15 protein-coding genes are annotated in these 13,231 nt (G+C 70.2%); 7 read left to right on the forward strand and 8 right to left on the reverse strand.

Going from position 1 to position 13,231, the window contains the following annotated elements; all coding sequences use genetic code 11:
- Positions 1-39: 39 nt before the first annotated feature.
- Entirely contained in the window at positions 40-951 is a 912-nt protein-coding gene (locus tag ACFU5K_RS04665; RefSeq protein ID WP_384056751.1) for an NYN domain-containing protein, read from the reverse strand.
- A 209-nt stretch (positions 952-1,160) separates the two neighbouring features.
- Here ACFU5K_RS04665 and ACFU5K_RS04670 point away from each other — a divergent pair, with 209 nt between their 5' ends.
- Positions 1,161-1,313 (forward strand): hypothetical protein, encoded by a 153-nt coding sequence (locus ACFU5K_RS04670; RefSeq protein ID WP_014154223.1) that lies wholly within the window; start codon positions 1,161-1,163, stop codon positions 1,311-1,313.
- Between the two features lie 130 nt (positions 1,314-1,443).
- Here ACFU5K_RS04670 and ACFU5K_RS04675 read toward each other — a convergent pair whose 3' ends face one another.
- The 3 genes from ACFU5K_RS04675 to ACFU5K_RS04685 form a co-directional block, all read right to left on the reverse strand.
- Positions 1,444-2,049 (reverse strand): MarC family protein, encoded by a 606-nt coding sequence (locus tag ACFU5K_RS04675; protein WP_384056754.1) that lies wholly within the window; start codon positions 2,047-2,049, stop codon positions 1,444-1,446.
- A gap of 153 nt (positions 2,050-2,202) precedes the next feature.
- Positions 2,203-3,087 (reverse strand): PHP domain-containing protein, encoded by an 885-nt coding sequence (locus ACFU5K_RS04680; protein WP_384056757.1) that lies wholly within the window; start codon positions 3,085-3,087, stop codon positions 2,203-2,205.
- Between the two features lie 78 nt (positions 3,088-3,165).
- On the reverse strand, positions 3,166-3,810 hold the full coding sequence (locus ACFU5K_RS04685) for a DUF6758 family protein (protein ID WP_384056760.1): 645 nt from the start codon (positions 3,808-3,810) through the stop codon (positions 3,166-3,168).
- A gap of 157 nt (positions 3,811-3,967) precedes the next feature.
- Here ACFU5K_RS04685 and ACFU5K_RS04690 point away from each other — a divergent pair, with 157 nt between their 5' ends.
- The gene (locus ACFU5K_RS04690; protein ID WP_384056763.1) at positions 3,968-5,200 is read left to right on the forward strand and encodes an MFS transporter; all 1,233 of its coding nucleotides are present in this window, start codon (positions 3,968-3,970) and stop codon (positions 5,198-5,200) included.
- 65 nt (positions 5,201-5,265) lie between these two features.
- Here the strand turns inward: ACFU5K_RS04690 and ACFU5K_RS04695 are convergent, their stop codons facing one another.
- Positions 5,266-5,850 (reverse strand): suppressor of fused domain protein, encoded by a 585-nt coding sequence (locus tag ACFU5K_RS04695; protein WP_384056765.1) that lies wholly within the window; start codon positions 5,848-5,850, stop codon positions 5,266-5,268.
- 412 nt (positions 5,851-6,262) lie between these two features.
- Here ACFU5K_RS04695 and ACFU5K_RS04700 point away from each other — a divergent pair, with 412 nt between their 5' ends.
- The gene (locus ACFU5K_RS04700; protein ID WP_384056768.1) at positions 6,263-7,378 is read left to right on the forward strand and encodes a magnesium and cobalt transport protein CorA; all 1,116 of its coding nucleotides are present in this window, start codon (positions 6,263-6,265) and stop codon (positions 7,376-7,378) included.
- Between the two features lie 12 nt (positions 7,379-7,390).
- The gene (locus ACFU5K_RS04705) at positions 7,391-7,909 is read left to right on the forward strand and encodes a hypothetical protein (protein WP_384056771.1); all 519 of its coding nucleotides are present in this window, start codon (positions 7,391-7,393) and stop codon (positions 7,907-7,909) included.
- A gap of 10 nt (positions 7,910-7,919) precedes the next feature.
- Here the strand turns inward: ACFU5K_RS04705 and ACFU5K_RS04710 are convergent, their stop codons facing one another.
- The gene (locus tag ACFU5K_RS04710; RefSeq protein WP_384056774.1) at positions 7,920-8,672 is read right to left on the reverse strand and encodes a hypothetical protein; all 753 of its coding nucleotides are present in this window, start codon (positions 8,670-8,672) and stop codon (positions 7,920-7,922) included.
- A gap of 171 nt (positions 8,673-8,843) precedes the next feature.
- Here ACFU5K_RS04710 and ACFU5K_RS04715 point away from each other — a divergent pair, with 171 nt between their 5' ends.
- The 3 genes from ACFU5K_RS04715 to ACFU5K_RS04725 are packed head-to-tail and all read left to right on the forward strand — an operon-like array spanning position 8,844 to position 11,845.
- The gene (locus tag ACFU5K_RS04715) at positions 8,844-10,118 is read left to right on the forward strand and encodes a magnesium transporter MgtE N-terminal domain-containing protein (RefSeq protein WP_384056777.1); all 1,275 of its coding nucleotides are present in this window, start codon (positions 8,844-8,846) and stop codon (positions 10,116-10,118) included.
- On the forward strand, positions 10,108-10,668 hold the full coding sequence (locus ACFU5K_RS04720; RefSeq protein ID WP_384056780.1) for a DUF1003 domain-containing protein: 561 nt from the start codon (positions 10,108-10,110) through the stop codon (positions 10,666-10,668). The genes ACFU5K_RS04715 and ACFU5K_RS04720 overlap by 11 nt, the downstream gene beginning before the upstream one ends.
- Before the next feature lie 43 nt (positions 10,669-10,711).
- Positions 10,712-11,845, forward strand: a complete 1,134-nt coding sequence (locus ACFU5K_RS04725; protein ID WP_384056783.1) for an Mrp/NBP35 family ATP-binding protein — start codon at positions 10,712-10,714, stop codon at positions 11,843-11,845.
- Positions 11,846-11,912: 67 nt separating this feature from the next.
- Here ACFU5K_RS04725 and ACFU5K_RS04730 read toward each other — a convergent pair whose 3' ends face one another.
- Both ACFU5K_RS04730 and ACFU5K_RS04735 read right to left on the reverse strand, forming a co-directional pair.
- A complete protein-coding gene (locus ACFU5K_RS04730; RefSeq protein ID WP_384056786.1) occupies positions 11,913-12,575 on the reverse strand; it encodes a hypothetical protein in 663 nt (220 codons plus the stop codon).
- 126 nt (positions 12,576-12,701) lie between these two features.
- On the reverse strand, positions 12,702-13,178 hold the full coding sequence (locus ACFU5K_RS04735) for a sec-independent translocase (protein WP_384056789.1): 477 nt from the start codon (positions 13,176-13,178) through the stop codon (positions 12,702-12,704).
- Positions 13,179-13,231 lie beyond the last annotated feature (53 nt).

Genomic DNA, 13,231 nt, shown 5'->3' on the forward strand with positions numbered 1-13,231 from the left:
CCGGGGCGGGCCGTCCTGGCAGGGCGGCCCGCCCCGGCGTCAGAACTGCGACTGCAGATGCTGCCAGAAACCGTCACGCAGGGCCCGGCGCAGGTGGGCGTGGCCGCGCAGCGAGTGCTGCAGCAGGCGCTCGGCTTCGACGAGCAGGTCCTGGTCGACGGAACCGGGCAGGTAGGGGTGTCCCGGCAGCAGGTCGGCGAGGGCCTCGCGGCCGCGTGAGGCGAGCCAGCCGGCCGCGATCTGTGCTCCCACGAAGCGGACGTCCTCGCGGGCGGGGGCCGGGCTGTCGTCGTCGTACATCGTGACCGGGCGCCGGGTCACGTACGGGCGGCAGAAGTCGAGGTCGAAGGTGCGCTGGCTGTCGACCTCCCAGAGGAGCGGTTCGGCCTGGTTGCGGCCCTCACCCGCCTCGATCCCCCAGAGGTGGACGCGGGCGCCGTACCCCTGCGCCGCCTCCACGGCCGAGACGAGGTCCTCGTCGCCGCCGACGAGTGCCGCGTCGCTGATGGCGCGGTGCCGGGCGAGCGACTCCAGGTCGGTGCGGATGAGCGAGTCGACACCCTTCTGCTGGTTGTTGGCGTTGAGGTTCCCGAGCCTGACCTTGACGTCGGGGAGTTCGGCGATGGCCTGCTGCTCGACGGTGTGGATCCGGCGCCTGGCCCCGTCGTACCAGTACACGCGCAGCAGACGGCTGTCCGCGAAGATCGTGCGCGCCTTGTCGATGAAGGCCTCGATCAGGCCTTCCGCGTCCAGGTCGAAGGAGCGGCGGTCCTCGGTGCCGGTGACGAGCAGACCCGCCGCCGCGTACACGTAACCCGCGTCGACGAAGATCGCGTGGGTGGAGGGAGTCTTCGACACCTCGGCGAGTACACGCTGGAGCAGCGCGTTGGTGCGGTCGAGTCGTTCGCGGATGCCCGGACCTTCGTCCGCCCCCGTGTCCGCGTGGTTCATACGGGCCTCATCGTGTGCGCACGGTTGATTACCAACGGATACTTAGACATCCAAAAAATTTCCTTAGCGTAGGGAATGTTTGCACCAGGCGAGCCGTTGAACCCCTTGTGGAGCGCGAGACGTGACGCCTTGCGCTCTTCATCCTTGCGGACGGCCAGCCCGTCCTCCCAGTAGTTCTCCAGCAGGAGGATCAGACGAAGGGAAGCCATATGCGCTTCGAGATCATGCGACTCGACGACGTCGACGGTACCGCCGTGGACAGCACCGTCGTGGACGCCGCCTCCGTCAACCGGATCGTGCAGCAGGCCGCGGCGATGGGCCAGCGCATCTACATCCGGCCGGCCGACACATCGGCTTCGTAACACCTGTACCGCTTCGAGTCGCGGATCACGAGCGCACGACGAGCAGACGACGAAGCGCCCCCGTACGGAGGATCCGTACGGGGGCGCTGTGGTGTCCGGACCCGCGGGGAGGACGTCCGCCTTCCTGGCGTCAGGAGTTCTGGATGACGTCGGTGACGCCGTTGATGATCTGCTGCACGGCGATGGCCGAGAGCATCATCCCGGCGAGGCGGGTGACCAGCACCACTCCCCCGTCCTTGATGACCCGGATGATCAGCAGCGAGTACCGCATGACCGCCCAGAGCACGACGTGGATCGCGAGGATGGCCGACCAGACGGAGATCTGCCCGACGGCCCCGTCGGCGTGCTGCACCGCGAGGATCACCGAGACGATCGCGCCTGGCCCGGCGAGCAGAGGCATGCCGAGCGGCACGAGCGCCACGTTGACGTCCTTGGTCTGCGTCGGCTCGTCCGTCTTGCCGGTGAGCAGGTCCAGGGCGATGAGCAGCAGCAGGAGACCACCAGCGATCCTGAGCGCCGGCACGGAGACGTGGAGGTAGCCCAGGATCTGCTGGCCCAGCAGGCCGAAGACGGCGATCACGCCGAAGGCGACGGAAACCGCCTGGAGGGCCATCCTGCGTTGGACCTTGGCGGGGCGGCCCGCGGTGAGTGCCAGGAAGATCGGGGTGATTCCGGGCGGATCCATAATCACAAAAAGGGTGAGAAAAAGGGATCCGAAGACAGCGATGTCGAACACAGTGAGCCTTGCGAGAGAGGAGCGGGCCGAACAGGGGGGGTACACGCGCACCGGGGCGTCACGGGGACGGCCGGGCACGGGGGCGCCTCGGGGTGACGCACATGTGGGGAGGGGCGACGCCGAAGTTCCGTCACCCGCGGGGGTGAAGAACCCTCAGGTGAGCCGGGGCAGGCCAGGGGTTGGGGGTCCACCGGCACCCGGCACCGGGAAGGCTCCCGTCGCGCGCCGGGTGATCTCGCCGTAGATCTCGGGGTCGGTGGTGTACTCGCCGAGCCGTACCGTCTTGCGGGTGCCGTGGTAGTCGCTCGACCCGGTGGGCAGCAGCCCTAGTTCGGCGGCCAGGACCCGCAGGCGGGCCCTGGTGGGTTCGTCGTGGTCCATGTGGTCCACTTCGATGCCGTCGAGTCCTGCTGCGGCGAGCCGCGCGATCGCGGCCTCCGGCACCACGGCGCCGCGCTTGACGGCGAGCGGGTGGGCGAGGACGGTGACGCCGCCGGCGGCCTTGACCAGCCGGACCGCGTCGAACGGATCGAGTTCGTGCTTGCCGGCGTAGGCCCGCCCGCCGTCGGCGAGCCACTCCGGGACGAAGGCGTCGGAGACGGAGCCGACGACACCGAGTTCGACGAGCGCGGTCGCGATGTGCGGGCGGCCTACCGAGCCGTCCCCCGCGATGCGCGCGACCTGCTCCCAGGTGACGGGGACGCCGAGCTCCTGGAGCTTGCGCACCATGGCCCGCGCACGGGGCACCCGGTCGTCCCGCACGAGCTCGCGCTCGCGTGCCAGTTCGGGCTCCGCCGGGTCGAAGAGGTACGCCAGCATGTGCAGCCCGACGCCGTCGATGCGGCAGGAGAGCTCCGCACCGGTGACGAGGGTGAGGCCTTCGGGAAGGGCGGCGACCGCCTCCGCGTGACCCCGCACCGTGTCGTGGTCGGTCAGCGCCACGACGTCGAGGCCCGCCGCGGCGGCGGCGGTCACGAGGGCGGCCGGGGTGTCCGTACCGTCCGACGCGGTGGAGTGGGTGTGCAGGTCGATACGCACGGCACTCGCTCCAGGGCTCGCGGACGGAAAGGGGGACGCTCAAGGATAACCGCCGCGAATCACCCCTCCGGCCGCCGCTCAGGGGCGGGTGAGCAGCCGGGGCGTGAGCGCCCCGCAGGGCACGAGGTCCACTTCCGCGCCGGCGTCGCGCAGGTCGGTCAGCACCAGTTCGTCGTACATCAGGAGCCCTGACTGCTCGGGCCAGACGATGGCCCAGAGCCACAGGCCGCGGGCCTCGCCCACGAAGACCGCCCGGTCGGCCGGGGCGTCCTTGACGTGCCAGAGCGCCGTGGGCCGGCCCGCGGCGAGCACCTTGGCGTCGGGCGCCGTGTCGACGTGCAGTCCGGAACCGGGGTCCAGGCAGTCGAGGCCCGCGTAGCGAGCGCCCAGCCCGACACCCAGCTCTTCCGCGACGAGCAACAGCTCACCCATCCCGCCCAGCGGCCCGGGGCCCGAAGCCGCGACGGCGGTGGCGCGGCCGCCGCTGCGGTCGTCCCCCGCATACGCCGCGCCCGTGAACAGCCAGCCCACCGGGAGCGGCCAGGGCATCCACACCGGCACCTGCGCCCGGTGCACCACCACGCCCAGCGCCTCGACACTGGGCGGCACCACCGGCTGCATCGGCTGCACCTGGCCGTGCGCCGAGCACTGCCAGGCGTCGGCGAAGAGGCCGGGCGCCCTGACCCGGCCACCGCACTTCGGGCAACTGGGTTCGCCCCTCATAACGCCCAACGGTCCTCTTCGGCCGTCGCCCCGTCAAGGACGATCACCCTTCCGCAGCGCGGCTCCCGCCGGGCGATATAAATGTAGTTTGCATTTATTAGCGTGCCTAACTTATCCTGTGCATAAGGCAACTACCTAGTGGAGAGCGAGAGAAACCATGCCGGGAGAGGATCCGTTCGACGAGGGGACGACCAGCATCCTGCGCCAGCCGAAGGCCGTTTGGGCCACGGCGGGCGCCTCGGTCGTGGCCTTCATGGGAATCGGCCTGGTGGACCCGATCCTGCCGTCCATCGCGAAGGGACTCCGGGCCACCCCCAGCCAGGTGTCCCTGCTGTTCACCTCGTACTTCCTGATCACCGCGGTCGCCATGCTGGTCACCGGCTTCGTCTCCAGCCGGATCGGCGGCCGCAGGACCCTGCTGGCCGGCCTCGCGCTGGTCGTCGTCTTCGCCGCGCTCTCCGGCACCTCCTCGTCCGTCGCCGGACTGGTCGGCTTCCGGGCCGGCTGGGGGCTGGGCAACGCCCTGTTCGTCTCCACCGCGCTCGCGGTGATCGTCGGAGCCGCGGCCGGCGGCAGCGCCGCCGCGATCCTGCTGTACGAGTCGGCACTCGGCCTCGGCATGGCGTGCGGGCCGCTGGTCGGCGCCCTGCTCGGTGACGCCAGCTGGCGCTACCCGTTCTTCGGCACCGCCGCCCTGATGGCGATCGGCTTCGTGTGCATCACCGCGTTCCTCGGGGAGCAGCCGAAGCCGGCCCGCAAGACGTCACTGCTCGACCCGCTCAAGGCGCTCGGCCACGGCGGGCTGGCCTCCGTCGCCACGTCGGCGTTCTTCTACAACTACGCGTTCTTCACGATCCTGGCCTTCACGCCGTTCGTGCTCGACATGTCGCCGTACAGGTCGGGCGCGGTGTTCTTCGCCTGGGGTCTGCTGCTCGCCGTGTTCTCGGTGCTCGTCGCGCCGCGCCTGCAGCGGCGCTTCGGTTCGCTGAAGGTCGTCGGGGGTTCGCTGGTGCTGCTCGCGGCCGACCTGGTGGTCCTCGGATACGGCGACCACACCACGGCCATCGTCTGCACCGTCGTCTCCGGTGCCTTCATCGGCATGAACAACGCCGTCTACACCGAACTGGCCCTCGGCGTCTCGGACGCGCCACGCCCGGTGGCGAGCGCAGGCTACAACTTCGTCCGCTGGTTCGCCGCGGCCTCCGCGCCGTTCCTCGCCCCGAAGATCGAGGAGTGGAGTGACATCCACGCCCCGTTCGTGGTCGCCGCGATCGCCGCCCTCGCCGGAGCGGCCGTCGTGTGGGTGCGGCGCGCCGCACTGGCCCACGAGGCGCGGGAGCCGGCGCCGCGGCACGCCGCCGATGACGGTGCCACGGTCTTCGCGGACTGACCTCTCACCCCGCCCGCGAGCGGGGTGGCGTACGAGCGCGACGGCTCGCCGGGCGGTCCGGCAGGTCAGTCCAGCGCCACGGACGTACGCAGCGGGTCCCGCACGTCCGTCCCGTGCGACAGCCACCGCTCCTGGAGCTCCTGCGCGCCCCTGACCCGCTTCCAGGCCGCCTCGTTGTGCGTCATCGGCATCAGCGGCAGGAAGCGAACCGGCTCCATGGGGGCGTCCAGTTCCAGGTCCTCGACCAGACCGCCCGGTTCGGCTACCAGTACGGAGGTGAACGGCGCGCCGGCCCACAACGGCTGCCCGAGGTCGAGCGAGGCGCCCGGTACCACGATCAGCCCCTCGACCTGCGGGGAGGCCGCCAGCACGGCGAGCGGCCTCAGCACCTGGTCGGTGTCCGCGATCCCGGCCCTCACGGACAGGACCAGTTCGGCGCGCGGGCCCTTCACGGGGTCGGCCACGGGCGAGGTCGGATCGGCCATCGGGCTCCTGGACATGCCCAGGGTGGCGTAGCGCACCACGTCCCCGTCGAGGAAGCGGAGCACCTCGATGCGGTCCGTGCCGAGGAACGTCACCTCGGCACGGGCGTCCGGCTCCCCGAGCGCCGTACGGAGCCGGGCCTCGACCAGATCAAGAATTTCTCCCATGCCGCGAGCATAGAACGCGTCTGGAACGGGCAAAGGAAGGGATTGGCCCTGGCCCGGACTGATAGCCTGGGCCGTCGGTCGGGACAGCACGCAGAAGCGCGCTCTCAGTCCTGACAACACGTGATCCCCCACGGGGGACCGGCCGGAGGAGGTGGGGCTGCGGTGGATCCAAGTCGACCTCTCAGTACCGACAGCTCTTCCCCACGACGCCTTCCTTCTGTGATCTGACTCCCTTCCCGGACGTCATCACGGCAGTTCGCGCGACGGAAGAGCCGTTCGTTTTTTGCCTGTCTGTAGCGAACGCCGTCATCGCGCACGCGCGGTGCCGCCCGCTTTGCGGACGTGAGCGCACGTCCCCATTCCGGGCTGTTCCACGCCCTCGCCGACGGCCCTCCGTGAAGAGGAGCCAGCCATGTCGATGATCCGTGACCTGCGCGCCGCCGTGCGCCCGTCCCTGCGCAAGAGCAACACCCCGTACAACAGCTACGACGCCACCCGTGACCCGTCCGCCTCCAGCGCGGTCGTCGACTGCGCTGTCTACCGCGACGGACGCCGGGTCACCGAGGCCTCCGGCCTGACGCCGCGTGAGGCCATGCTGCGGGTCAGGGAGGACGGCGGCTTCGCCTGGATCGGGCTGCACGAACCGACCGGCGAGGAGTTCTCCGGAATCGCGAGGGAGTTCGGGCTCCACCCGCTCGCCGTGGAGGACGCCGTCCACGCCCACCAGCGGCCCAAGCTGGAGCGCTACGACGACACGCTGTTCACCGTCTTCAAGACCATCCACTACGTCGAGCACGCCGAACTGACCGCGACCAGCGAGGTCGTGGAGACCGGTGAGGTGATGTGCTTCACCGGGCGGGACTTCGTGATCACCGTCCGGCACGGCGGTCAGGGCTCGCTGCGCGCCCTGCGCCACCGCCTCCAGGAAGATCCGGAGCTGCTCTCCAAGGGCCCCTCGTCCGTGCTGCACTCCATCGCCGACCATGTCGTGGACGGCTACATCGCCGTGGCCGCCTCCGTGCAGGACGACATCGACGAGGTGGAGATCGACGTGTTCTCCACCCCTGCGAAGGGGACCGCGCGCGGATCGGACGCCGGCCGGATCTACCAGCTGAAGCGCGAGGTGCTGGAGTTCAAGCGAGCCGTGTCGCCGTTGCTGCGGCCGATGCAGCTGCTGAGCGAGCGGCCGATGCGGCTGATCGACCCGGACATCCAGAAGTACTTCCGGGACGTGGCGGACCACCTGGCCCGGGTGCACGAGGAGGTCATCGGCTTCGACGAGCTGCTCAACTCCATCCTCCAGGCCAACCTGGCCCAGGCGACCGTCACGCAGAACGAGGACATGCGCAAGATCACGTCCTGGGCGGCCATCATCGCCGTACCGACGATGATCTGCGGCGTGTACGGGATGAACTTCAAGCACATGCCCGAACTGCAGTGGACGTACGGCTATCCGATCGTCCTCGCGCTGATCGGCGTCGTCTGTTTCTCCATCCACCGCACGCTCAAGCGCAACGGCTGGCTCTAATAGAGTGCGGGCATGACTGCTGCTGAGGCGTTGCCGGCCCGGGCTCTCGTCGAGGAGGCCACCAAGAAGTCCGGCCTGATCTGGGTGCGGGGCACCGGTACCGCCCAGGCGCTGTGGCACGTCTGGCACGAAGGCACGGCGGTGCTCGTCGGCGACGGCCCGGGGGAGCAGCCGCTGCCCGCCGGGCTGGAAGCGGGCGCCACCGCCGAGGTGACCGTGCGAAGCAAGGACAAGGGCGGCAGGCTGGTCGCCTGGACGGCCGCCGTGACCGTCCTGGAGCCGTACTCCGAGCAGTGGGAGGCGGCCGTCGGCGAGCTCAAGGGCAAGCGGCTGAACGCGCCGGACGCAGAGCGGCTGACCGAACGCTGGGCACGCGAGTCCCGGATCGTCCGGCTGACGCCGGCCACCTGGAGCACCGACCTGCCGGGCACCTCGCTGGCCGCGCCGCCGCTGCCCTCCGGAGCGACCACCCGGCGGGAGGCGCCCGCCGCGCTCCCCCGGCTGCTGCTGAAGCGCCGCGGGAGGCGCTGACGGCCCCGTCTCAGCCGGAGGACCTGGGCAGCTCGCCGCCGTAGTCGACGGTGTCGTCCTCGGACGGGGGCTCCAGCTCGAAGGCCGTGCCCCAGTCGGCGAGGGTGACCGTGCCGCCGCCACCGCCACGGGCCACACGCAGGGGATACGGGGTGCCCCGGAGCGAGACGTCCAAGGCCCCACCCTCACCCTTTCCGCCCAGGATCTGTACGGTCCGCACCCCTCCGACGGTGCCCCGGTCGCCCTTGTTGACCTTTCCGTGCAGCGCCAGCATCCCGCCGAGCAGCGTCTTCTTCTCCGTGAAGCCGCGCAGTTGCTGGTAGGCGGGATCGTTCTCGGGCACCTTCACGTACTTGCCGTCGAGCTTGTCGGCGGCCTGGTCGCTCCCGTCGTCGCCCTTCTCGTCCTTCCAGAAGCCCGCGTCGGCCTTGAGGAAGAGCGCGTCACCGATCCGCAGCAGGGCGAAGGTGCTGTGCTTCGAGGTCACCGATCCCATGCCGCCCTCACCGCTGAGCTGCATGTTCAGGCTGTACGTGCCGCCCTTGCTGACGAGTTTGCCGGTCAGGCGCACCGCGTCGGCGGCGTCCGCCGCGGCGCGCGTCTTCTTGTCGATCTGCGCGGCCGTCAGTCTGCCAACGCCGTTGGTCCCCTTGTCCGGATCCTCACCGGCACATGCCGTCAGCGCGGCGGCCAGCGCCGCGCAGAGCACCACGGCGGGAACGGTCCGGCGGCGGGCCCGGACGGCTGGGGCGGAAGAGGTCACGGGCGCACTGCCTCTCATCTGTGTGTCGGGGGTGGCAGACGGCAGCGTACCCGTGCTGCGTACGCCATTCGGCAGAGCTCCGTACGGACGGTCCGCCAGGGCACCCCGGACCGGGACGGGCTAGCCTGAATCACGGCCAGGAGGACGCGGGGACAGAGGGAGGCGCACGGTATGGCGGCAGGCGCCCCCAGGGTTTTCGTCTCACACCTGTCCGGCGTACCGGTGTTCGACCCGAACGGTGATCAGGTGGGCCGCGTCCGCGATCTGGTGGCGATGCTCCGGGTCGGCGGCAAACCGCCGCGCCTGCTGGGAATGGTCGTCGAGGTCGTGAGCCGCCGGCGGATCTTCCTGCCCATGACCCGGGTGACGGGCGTCGAGTCCGGCCAGGTCATCACCACGGGTGTCGTCAACATGAGGCGCTTCGAACAGCGCCCGACCGAGCGACTGGTCCTGGGCGAGTTCCTCGACCGCCGGGTCCGCCTCGTGGAGACGGACGAGGAAGTGACCGTCCTCGACGTCTCCATCCAGCAGCTCCCGGCTCGCCGTGACTGGGAGATCGACAAGTTCTTCGTGCGCAAAGGACGTGGCGGAGCGCTGCGGCGCAAGGGCGAGACCCTGACCGTGGAGTGGTCGGCCGTCGACGGCTTCTCACTGGACGAGCACGGGCAGGGCGCGGAGACCCTGGTGGCGACCTTCGAACGCCTGCGCCCCACCGATGTCGCCAACGCCATGCACCACTTGACGCCGAAGCGCCGGGCCGAGGTCGCCGCCGCCCTGGACGACGACCGGCTCGCCGACATCCTTGAGGAGCTCCCCGAGGACGACCAGGTGGAGATCATCGGCAAGCTCGAGGAGGACCGCGCGGCGGACGTCCTGGAGGCGATGGACCCCGACGACGCGGCCGACCTGCTCTCGGAGCTGCCCGAGGCCGACAAGGAACGCCTTCTGGCGCTCATGCGGCCGGACGACGCGGCGGACGTGCGTCGGCTGCTGTCGTACGAGGAGCGGACGGCGGGCGGTCTGATGACGACCGAGCCGATCATCCTGCGGCCGGACGCCACGGTCGCCGACGCCCTGGCCAGGGTGCGCCAGCAGGACCTGTCCCCCGCGCTGGCCGCGCAGGTGTACGTCTGCCGGTCCCCGGACGAGACCCCCACCGGCAAGTACCTGGGCACCGTGCACTTCCAGCGGCTGCTGCGGGATCCCCCGTACAGCCTGGTCAGCTCCATCGTGGACAGCGACCTCGTCCCGCTGACGCCGGACACCCCGCTGCCCGCGGTGACCAGCTACCTGGCCGCGTACAACCTCGTCTCGGTGCCCGTGGTCGACGAGAGCGGATCGCTGCTGGGCGCGGTGACCGTCGACGACGTCCTGGACCACCTGCTCCCGGAGGACTGGCGCGAGACCGACTTCCAGGACGAGGAGGGGGTCGCCGGTGGCCGCTGAGGACCGTGCGCGGACGGCGCCCGGGGGCGCCTCGGGCATCGTGCGTCCCCCGCGGCCCCGGCTCGACCAGCCGAAGGACCCGCGGCGCCGGCTGCTGCCCGAGTACGACCCCGAGGCGTTCGGCCGGTTCTCGGAGCGCATCGCCCGCTTCCTGGGCACCGGACGGTTCATCGTCTGGATGACGCTGATCATCATCCTGTGGGTGGTGTGGAACATCTTCGCGCCCGAGGCAGTGCGCTTCGACGAGTACCCGTTCATCTTCCTCACCCTGATGCTGTCCCTCCAGGCCTCCTACGCGGCGCCGCTGATCCTGCTCGCCCAGAACCGCCAGGACGACCGCGACCGGGTGACCCACGAACAGGACCGCAAGCAGAACGAGCGCTCGATCGCGGACACCGAATTCCTCAGCCGGGAGATGGCCGCGCTCCGCATGGGCCTCGGCGAGGTCGCCACACGCGACTGGATCCGCTCGGAACTGGAGGCCATGGTGAAGGACATGGAGGAGCGCTCCCTGCTCCCGCAGGGCGAGAGTGACGAAGGCGACCGCTGAGGGACTACCCGCGCGTAGCCCCCGGCGCCGTACCATCGTCCGTATGGCTACGGAAGACGCGGTGCGCGAAGCACTGGCGACAGTGAACGACCCGGAGATCCACCGACCGATCACCGAACTCGGCATGGTGAAATCGGTTTCGATCGATCCTGACGGTGTGGTCGCTGTCACCGTGTACCTCACGGTCTCCGGCTGCCCGATGCGCGACACGATCACCGAGAACGTCACCGACGCGGTCGCCCGTGTCGAGGGCGTGTCGCGGGTCGAGGTCACGCTCGACGTGATGAGCGACGAACAGCGCAAGGAGCTCGCCTCGGCGCTGCGCGGCGGCACGGCGGAGCGCGAGGTGCCGTTCGCCAAGCCCGGCTCACTGACCCGGGTCTACGCGGTCGCCTCCGGCAAGGGCGGCGTCGGCAAGTCCTCGGTGACGGTGAACCTCGCCGCGGCGATGGCCGCCGACGGCCTCAAGGTCGGCGTCGTGGACGCGGACATCTACGGGCACAGCGTGCCGCGGATGCTCGGTGCGGACGGCAAGCCCACCCAGGTCGAGAACATGATCATGCCGCCGTCCGCGCACGGCGTGAAGGTGATCTCGATCGGGATGTTCACCCCGGGCAACGCTCCCGTCGTGTGGCGCGGGCCGATGCTGCACCGCGCGCTGCAGCAGTTCCTCGCGGACGTGTACTGGGGCGACCTGGACGTCCTGCTGCTCGACCTGCCGCCGGGCACCGGTGACATCGCGATCTCCGTGGCCCAGCTGGTGCCCAACGCCGAGATCCTGGTCGTCACGACGCCTCAGCAGGCCGCGGCGGAGGTCGCCGAGCGGGCCGGCTCCATCGCCGTCCAGACCCACCAGAAGATCGTCGGTGTCGTCGAGAACATGTCGGGCATGCCGTGCCCGCACTGCGACGAGATCGTCGACGTCTTCGGTTCGGGCGGGGGGCAGCGGGTCGCGGACGGACTGACCAGGACGGTCGGCGCGGAGGTGCCGGTCCTCGGGTCCATCCCGATCGACGTACGGCTGCGGGAGGGCGGCGACGAGGGCAAGCCTGTCGTCCTGTCCGACCCGGACTCTCCCGCGGGGTCCGCACTGCGCTCCATCGCGGACAAGCTGAGCGGCCGTCAGCGCGGCCTCTCGGGAATGTCTTTGGGCCTCACACCACGCAACAAGTTCTGAGCGGACGAACGGGTGGGGGCCGCCTCTTTCTTCGAAGAGGCGGCCCCCACCGTTGGCCACGCGGCGCTCAGGCCTCGTACGAGGCGATGTCGCCGATCACCGCGAATCCCAGGCCATAGGCACTCATGCCACGGCCGTAGGCGCCGATGTGGACCCCGTCCGGCGCCGATCCCGCGAGCACCCAGCCGAACTCGGACTCCCGGTAGTGGAACTCCACCGGAACCCCGTCCACCGGGAGCGACAGCCGCGACCACGGCTCCCGGTCCAGGTCGTCGGCGAGCTCGAACGCCGTCTCCGTCTGCTGATTCAGCCATTCGCCACGCAGGGTGTGGTCCATCTGCGGCGGCCACGTGCAGTCCAGCAGGCCCGAGCCCGCCAGCCACGCGGCCGACGAGACCGTGGTCGCGTCCAGCACTCCCGTACCGTCGTCGCTGTCCCTCACGGGGTTGTTGCCCACGGTCACGACCACCGCGAAGCGCGCCTTCTCCGCCCCGGCATCCGCCCGTACGACGGGCTCCTCACCGTGCCCGGTGGAACCGTGCTGCACCGTGTCGTCCGCAGCGGCGGTGACGTGCATCAGCCATCGCGGCCCGGTGAAGGCACCGTCCAGCCCGTACCAGGGGAACGGCGCCTTGAGATAGCCGTCGACAGTACGCCGGGTCGCCGGCACCCCCTCTGCGGTGACTGCGCTGGGCGCATCGTCCGCCCCTGCCCGACTCGTCGTCTCCATCTGTCCGGCCGCCTCCTCGATCTTTCACTGATCCGGAGCGGCCCTCCCCCCGTGGGCGTGGGCAACCTCGCAACCGGACAGATGGAGAATAGCCATACCGTCCGGACGAGTCGGGATTGACGGGTCTCAGGTGGCGTCTGCGTCGAAGGGCGGGCGGTCGTCCTTCGCGGGGTGCGCGGGCTTCTTGAGCAGATCGGGCGTGCTCGCTGCGCCCGCAGCGGCGGCGGCAGCGGCGGCGGCAGCGGCGGTTCCGGCGCCGCCGGCCGACGCGGTCTCGCGGCCGTTCACCGCGTCGGTGACCTCCGCCATCTCCTTGCGGAGGTCGAAGCTCTCCCGGATCTCCTTGAGCCCCAGGTCGTCGTTGCCGTCCATGAGCTGCTTGCGGACGAACGTCTTGGGGTTGAGGTCCTCGAACTCGAAGTCCTTGAACTGCGGGCCGAGCTCCGAGCGGATGTCTTCCTTCGCGCTGTCCGAGAACTCCCGGATCTTGCGGATGGTGCGTGTGACGTCCTGGATGACCTTCGGCAGCTTCTCCGGGCCGAATACGAGCACGGCGAGAACCACGAGCGTCAGCAGCTCGAGTGCGCCTATGTCATTGAACACCTTGATGCTCCTCGTGTTCTCTGCGAGTTCTCCCCCGCCAGGTCACCGGGGCC

The sequence above is a fragment of the Streptomyces sp. NPDC057428 genome, from assembly GCF_042803195.1.
Taxonomy (GTDB): Bacteria; Actinomycetota; Actinomycetes; order Streptomycetales; family Streptomycetaceae; genus Streptomyces.

Bases quoted from the DNA above. Each gene is read 5' to 3' on its own strand.
- ACFU5K_RS04665 (WP_384056751.1), bottom strand. From the start codon at position 951: ATGAACCACGCGGACACGGGGGCGGACGAAGGTCCGGGCATCCGCGAA.
- ACFU5K_RS04670 (WP_014154223.1), top strand. From the start codon at position 1,161: ATGCGCTTCGAGATCATGCGACTCGACGACGTCGACGGTACCGCCGTG.
- ACFU5K_RS04685 (WP_384056760.1), bottom strand. From the start codon at position 3,810: ATGAGGGGCGAACCCAGTTGCCCGAAGTGCGGTGGCCGGGTCAGGGCG.
- ACFU5K_RS04690 (WP_384056763.1), top strand. From the start codon at position 3,968: ATGCCGGGAGAGGATCCGTTCGACGAGGGGACGACCAGCATCCTGCGC.
- ACFU5K_RS04695 (WP_384056765.1), bottom strand. From the start codon at position 5,850: ATGGGAGAAATTCTTGATCTGGTCGAGGCCCGGCTCCGTACGGCGCTC.
- ACFU5K_RS04700 (WP_384056768.1), top strand. From the start codon at position 6,263: ATGTCGATGATCCGTGACCTGCGCGCCGCCGTGCGCCCGTCCCTGCGC.
- ACFU5K_RS04705 (WP_384056771.1), top strand. From the start codon at position 7,391: ATGACTGCTGCTGAGGCGTTGCCGGCCCGGGCTCTCGTCGAGGAGGCC.
- ACFU5K_RS04715 (WP_384056777.1), top strand. From the start codon at position 8,844: ATGGCGGCAGGCGCCCCCAGGGTTTTCGTCTCACACCTGTCCGGCGTA.
- ACFU5K_RS04725 (WP_384056783.1), top strand. From the start codon at position 10,712: ATGGCTACGGAAGACGCGGTGCGCGAAGCACTGGCGACAGTGAACGAC.
- ACFU5K_RS04730 (WP_384056786.1), bottom strand. From the start codon at position 12,575: ATGGAGACGACGAGTCGGGCAGGGGCGGACGATGCGCCCAGCGCAGTC.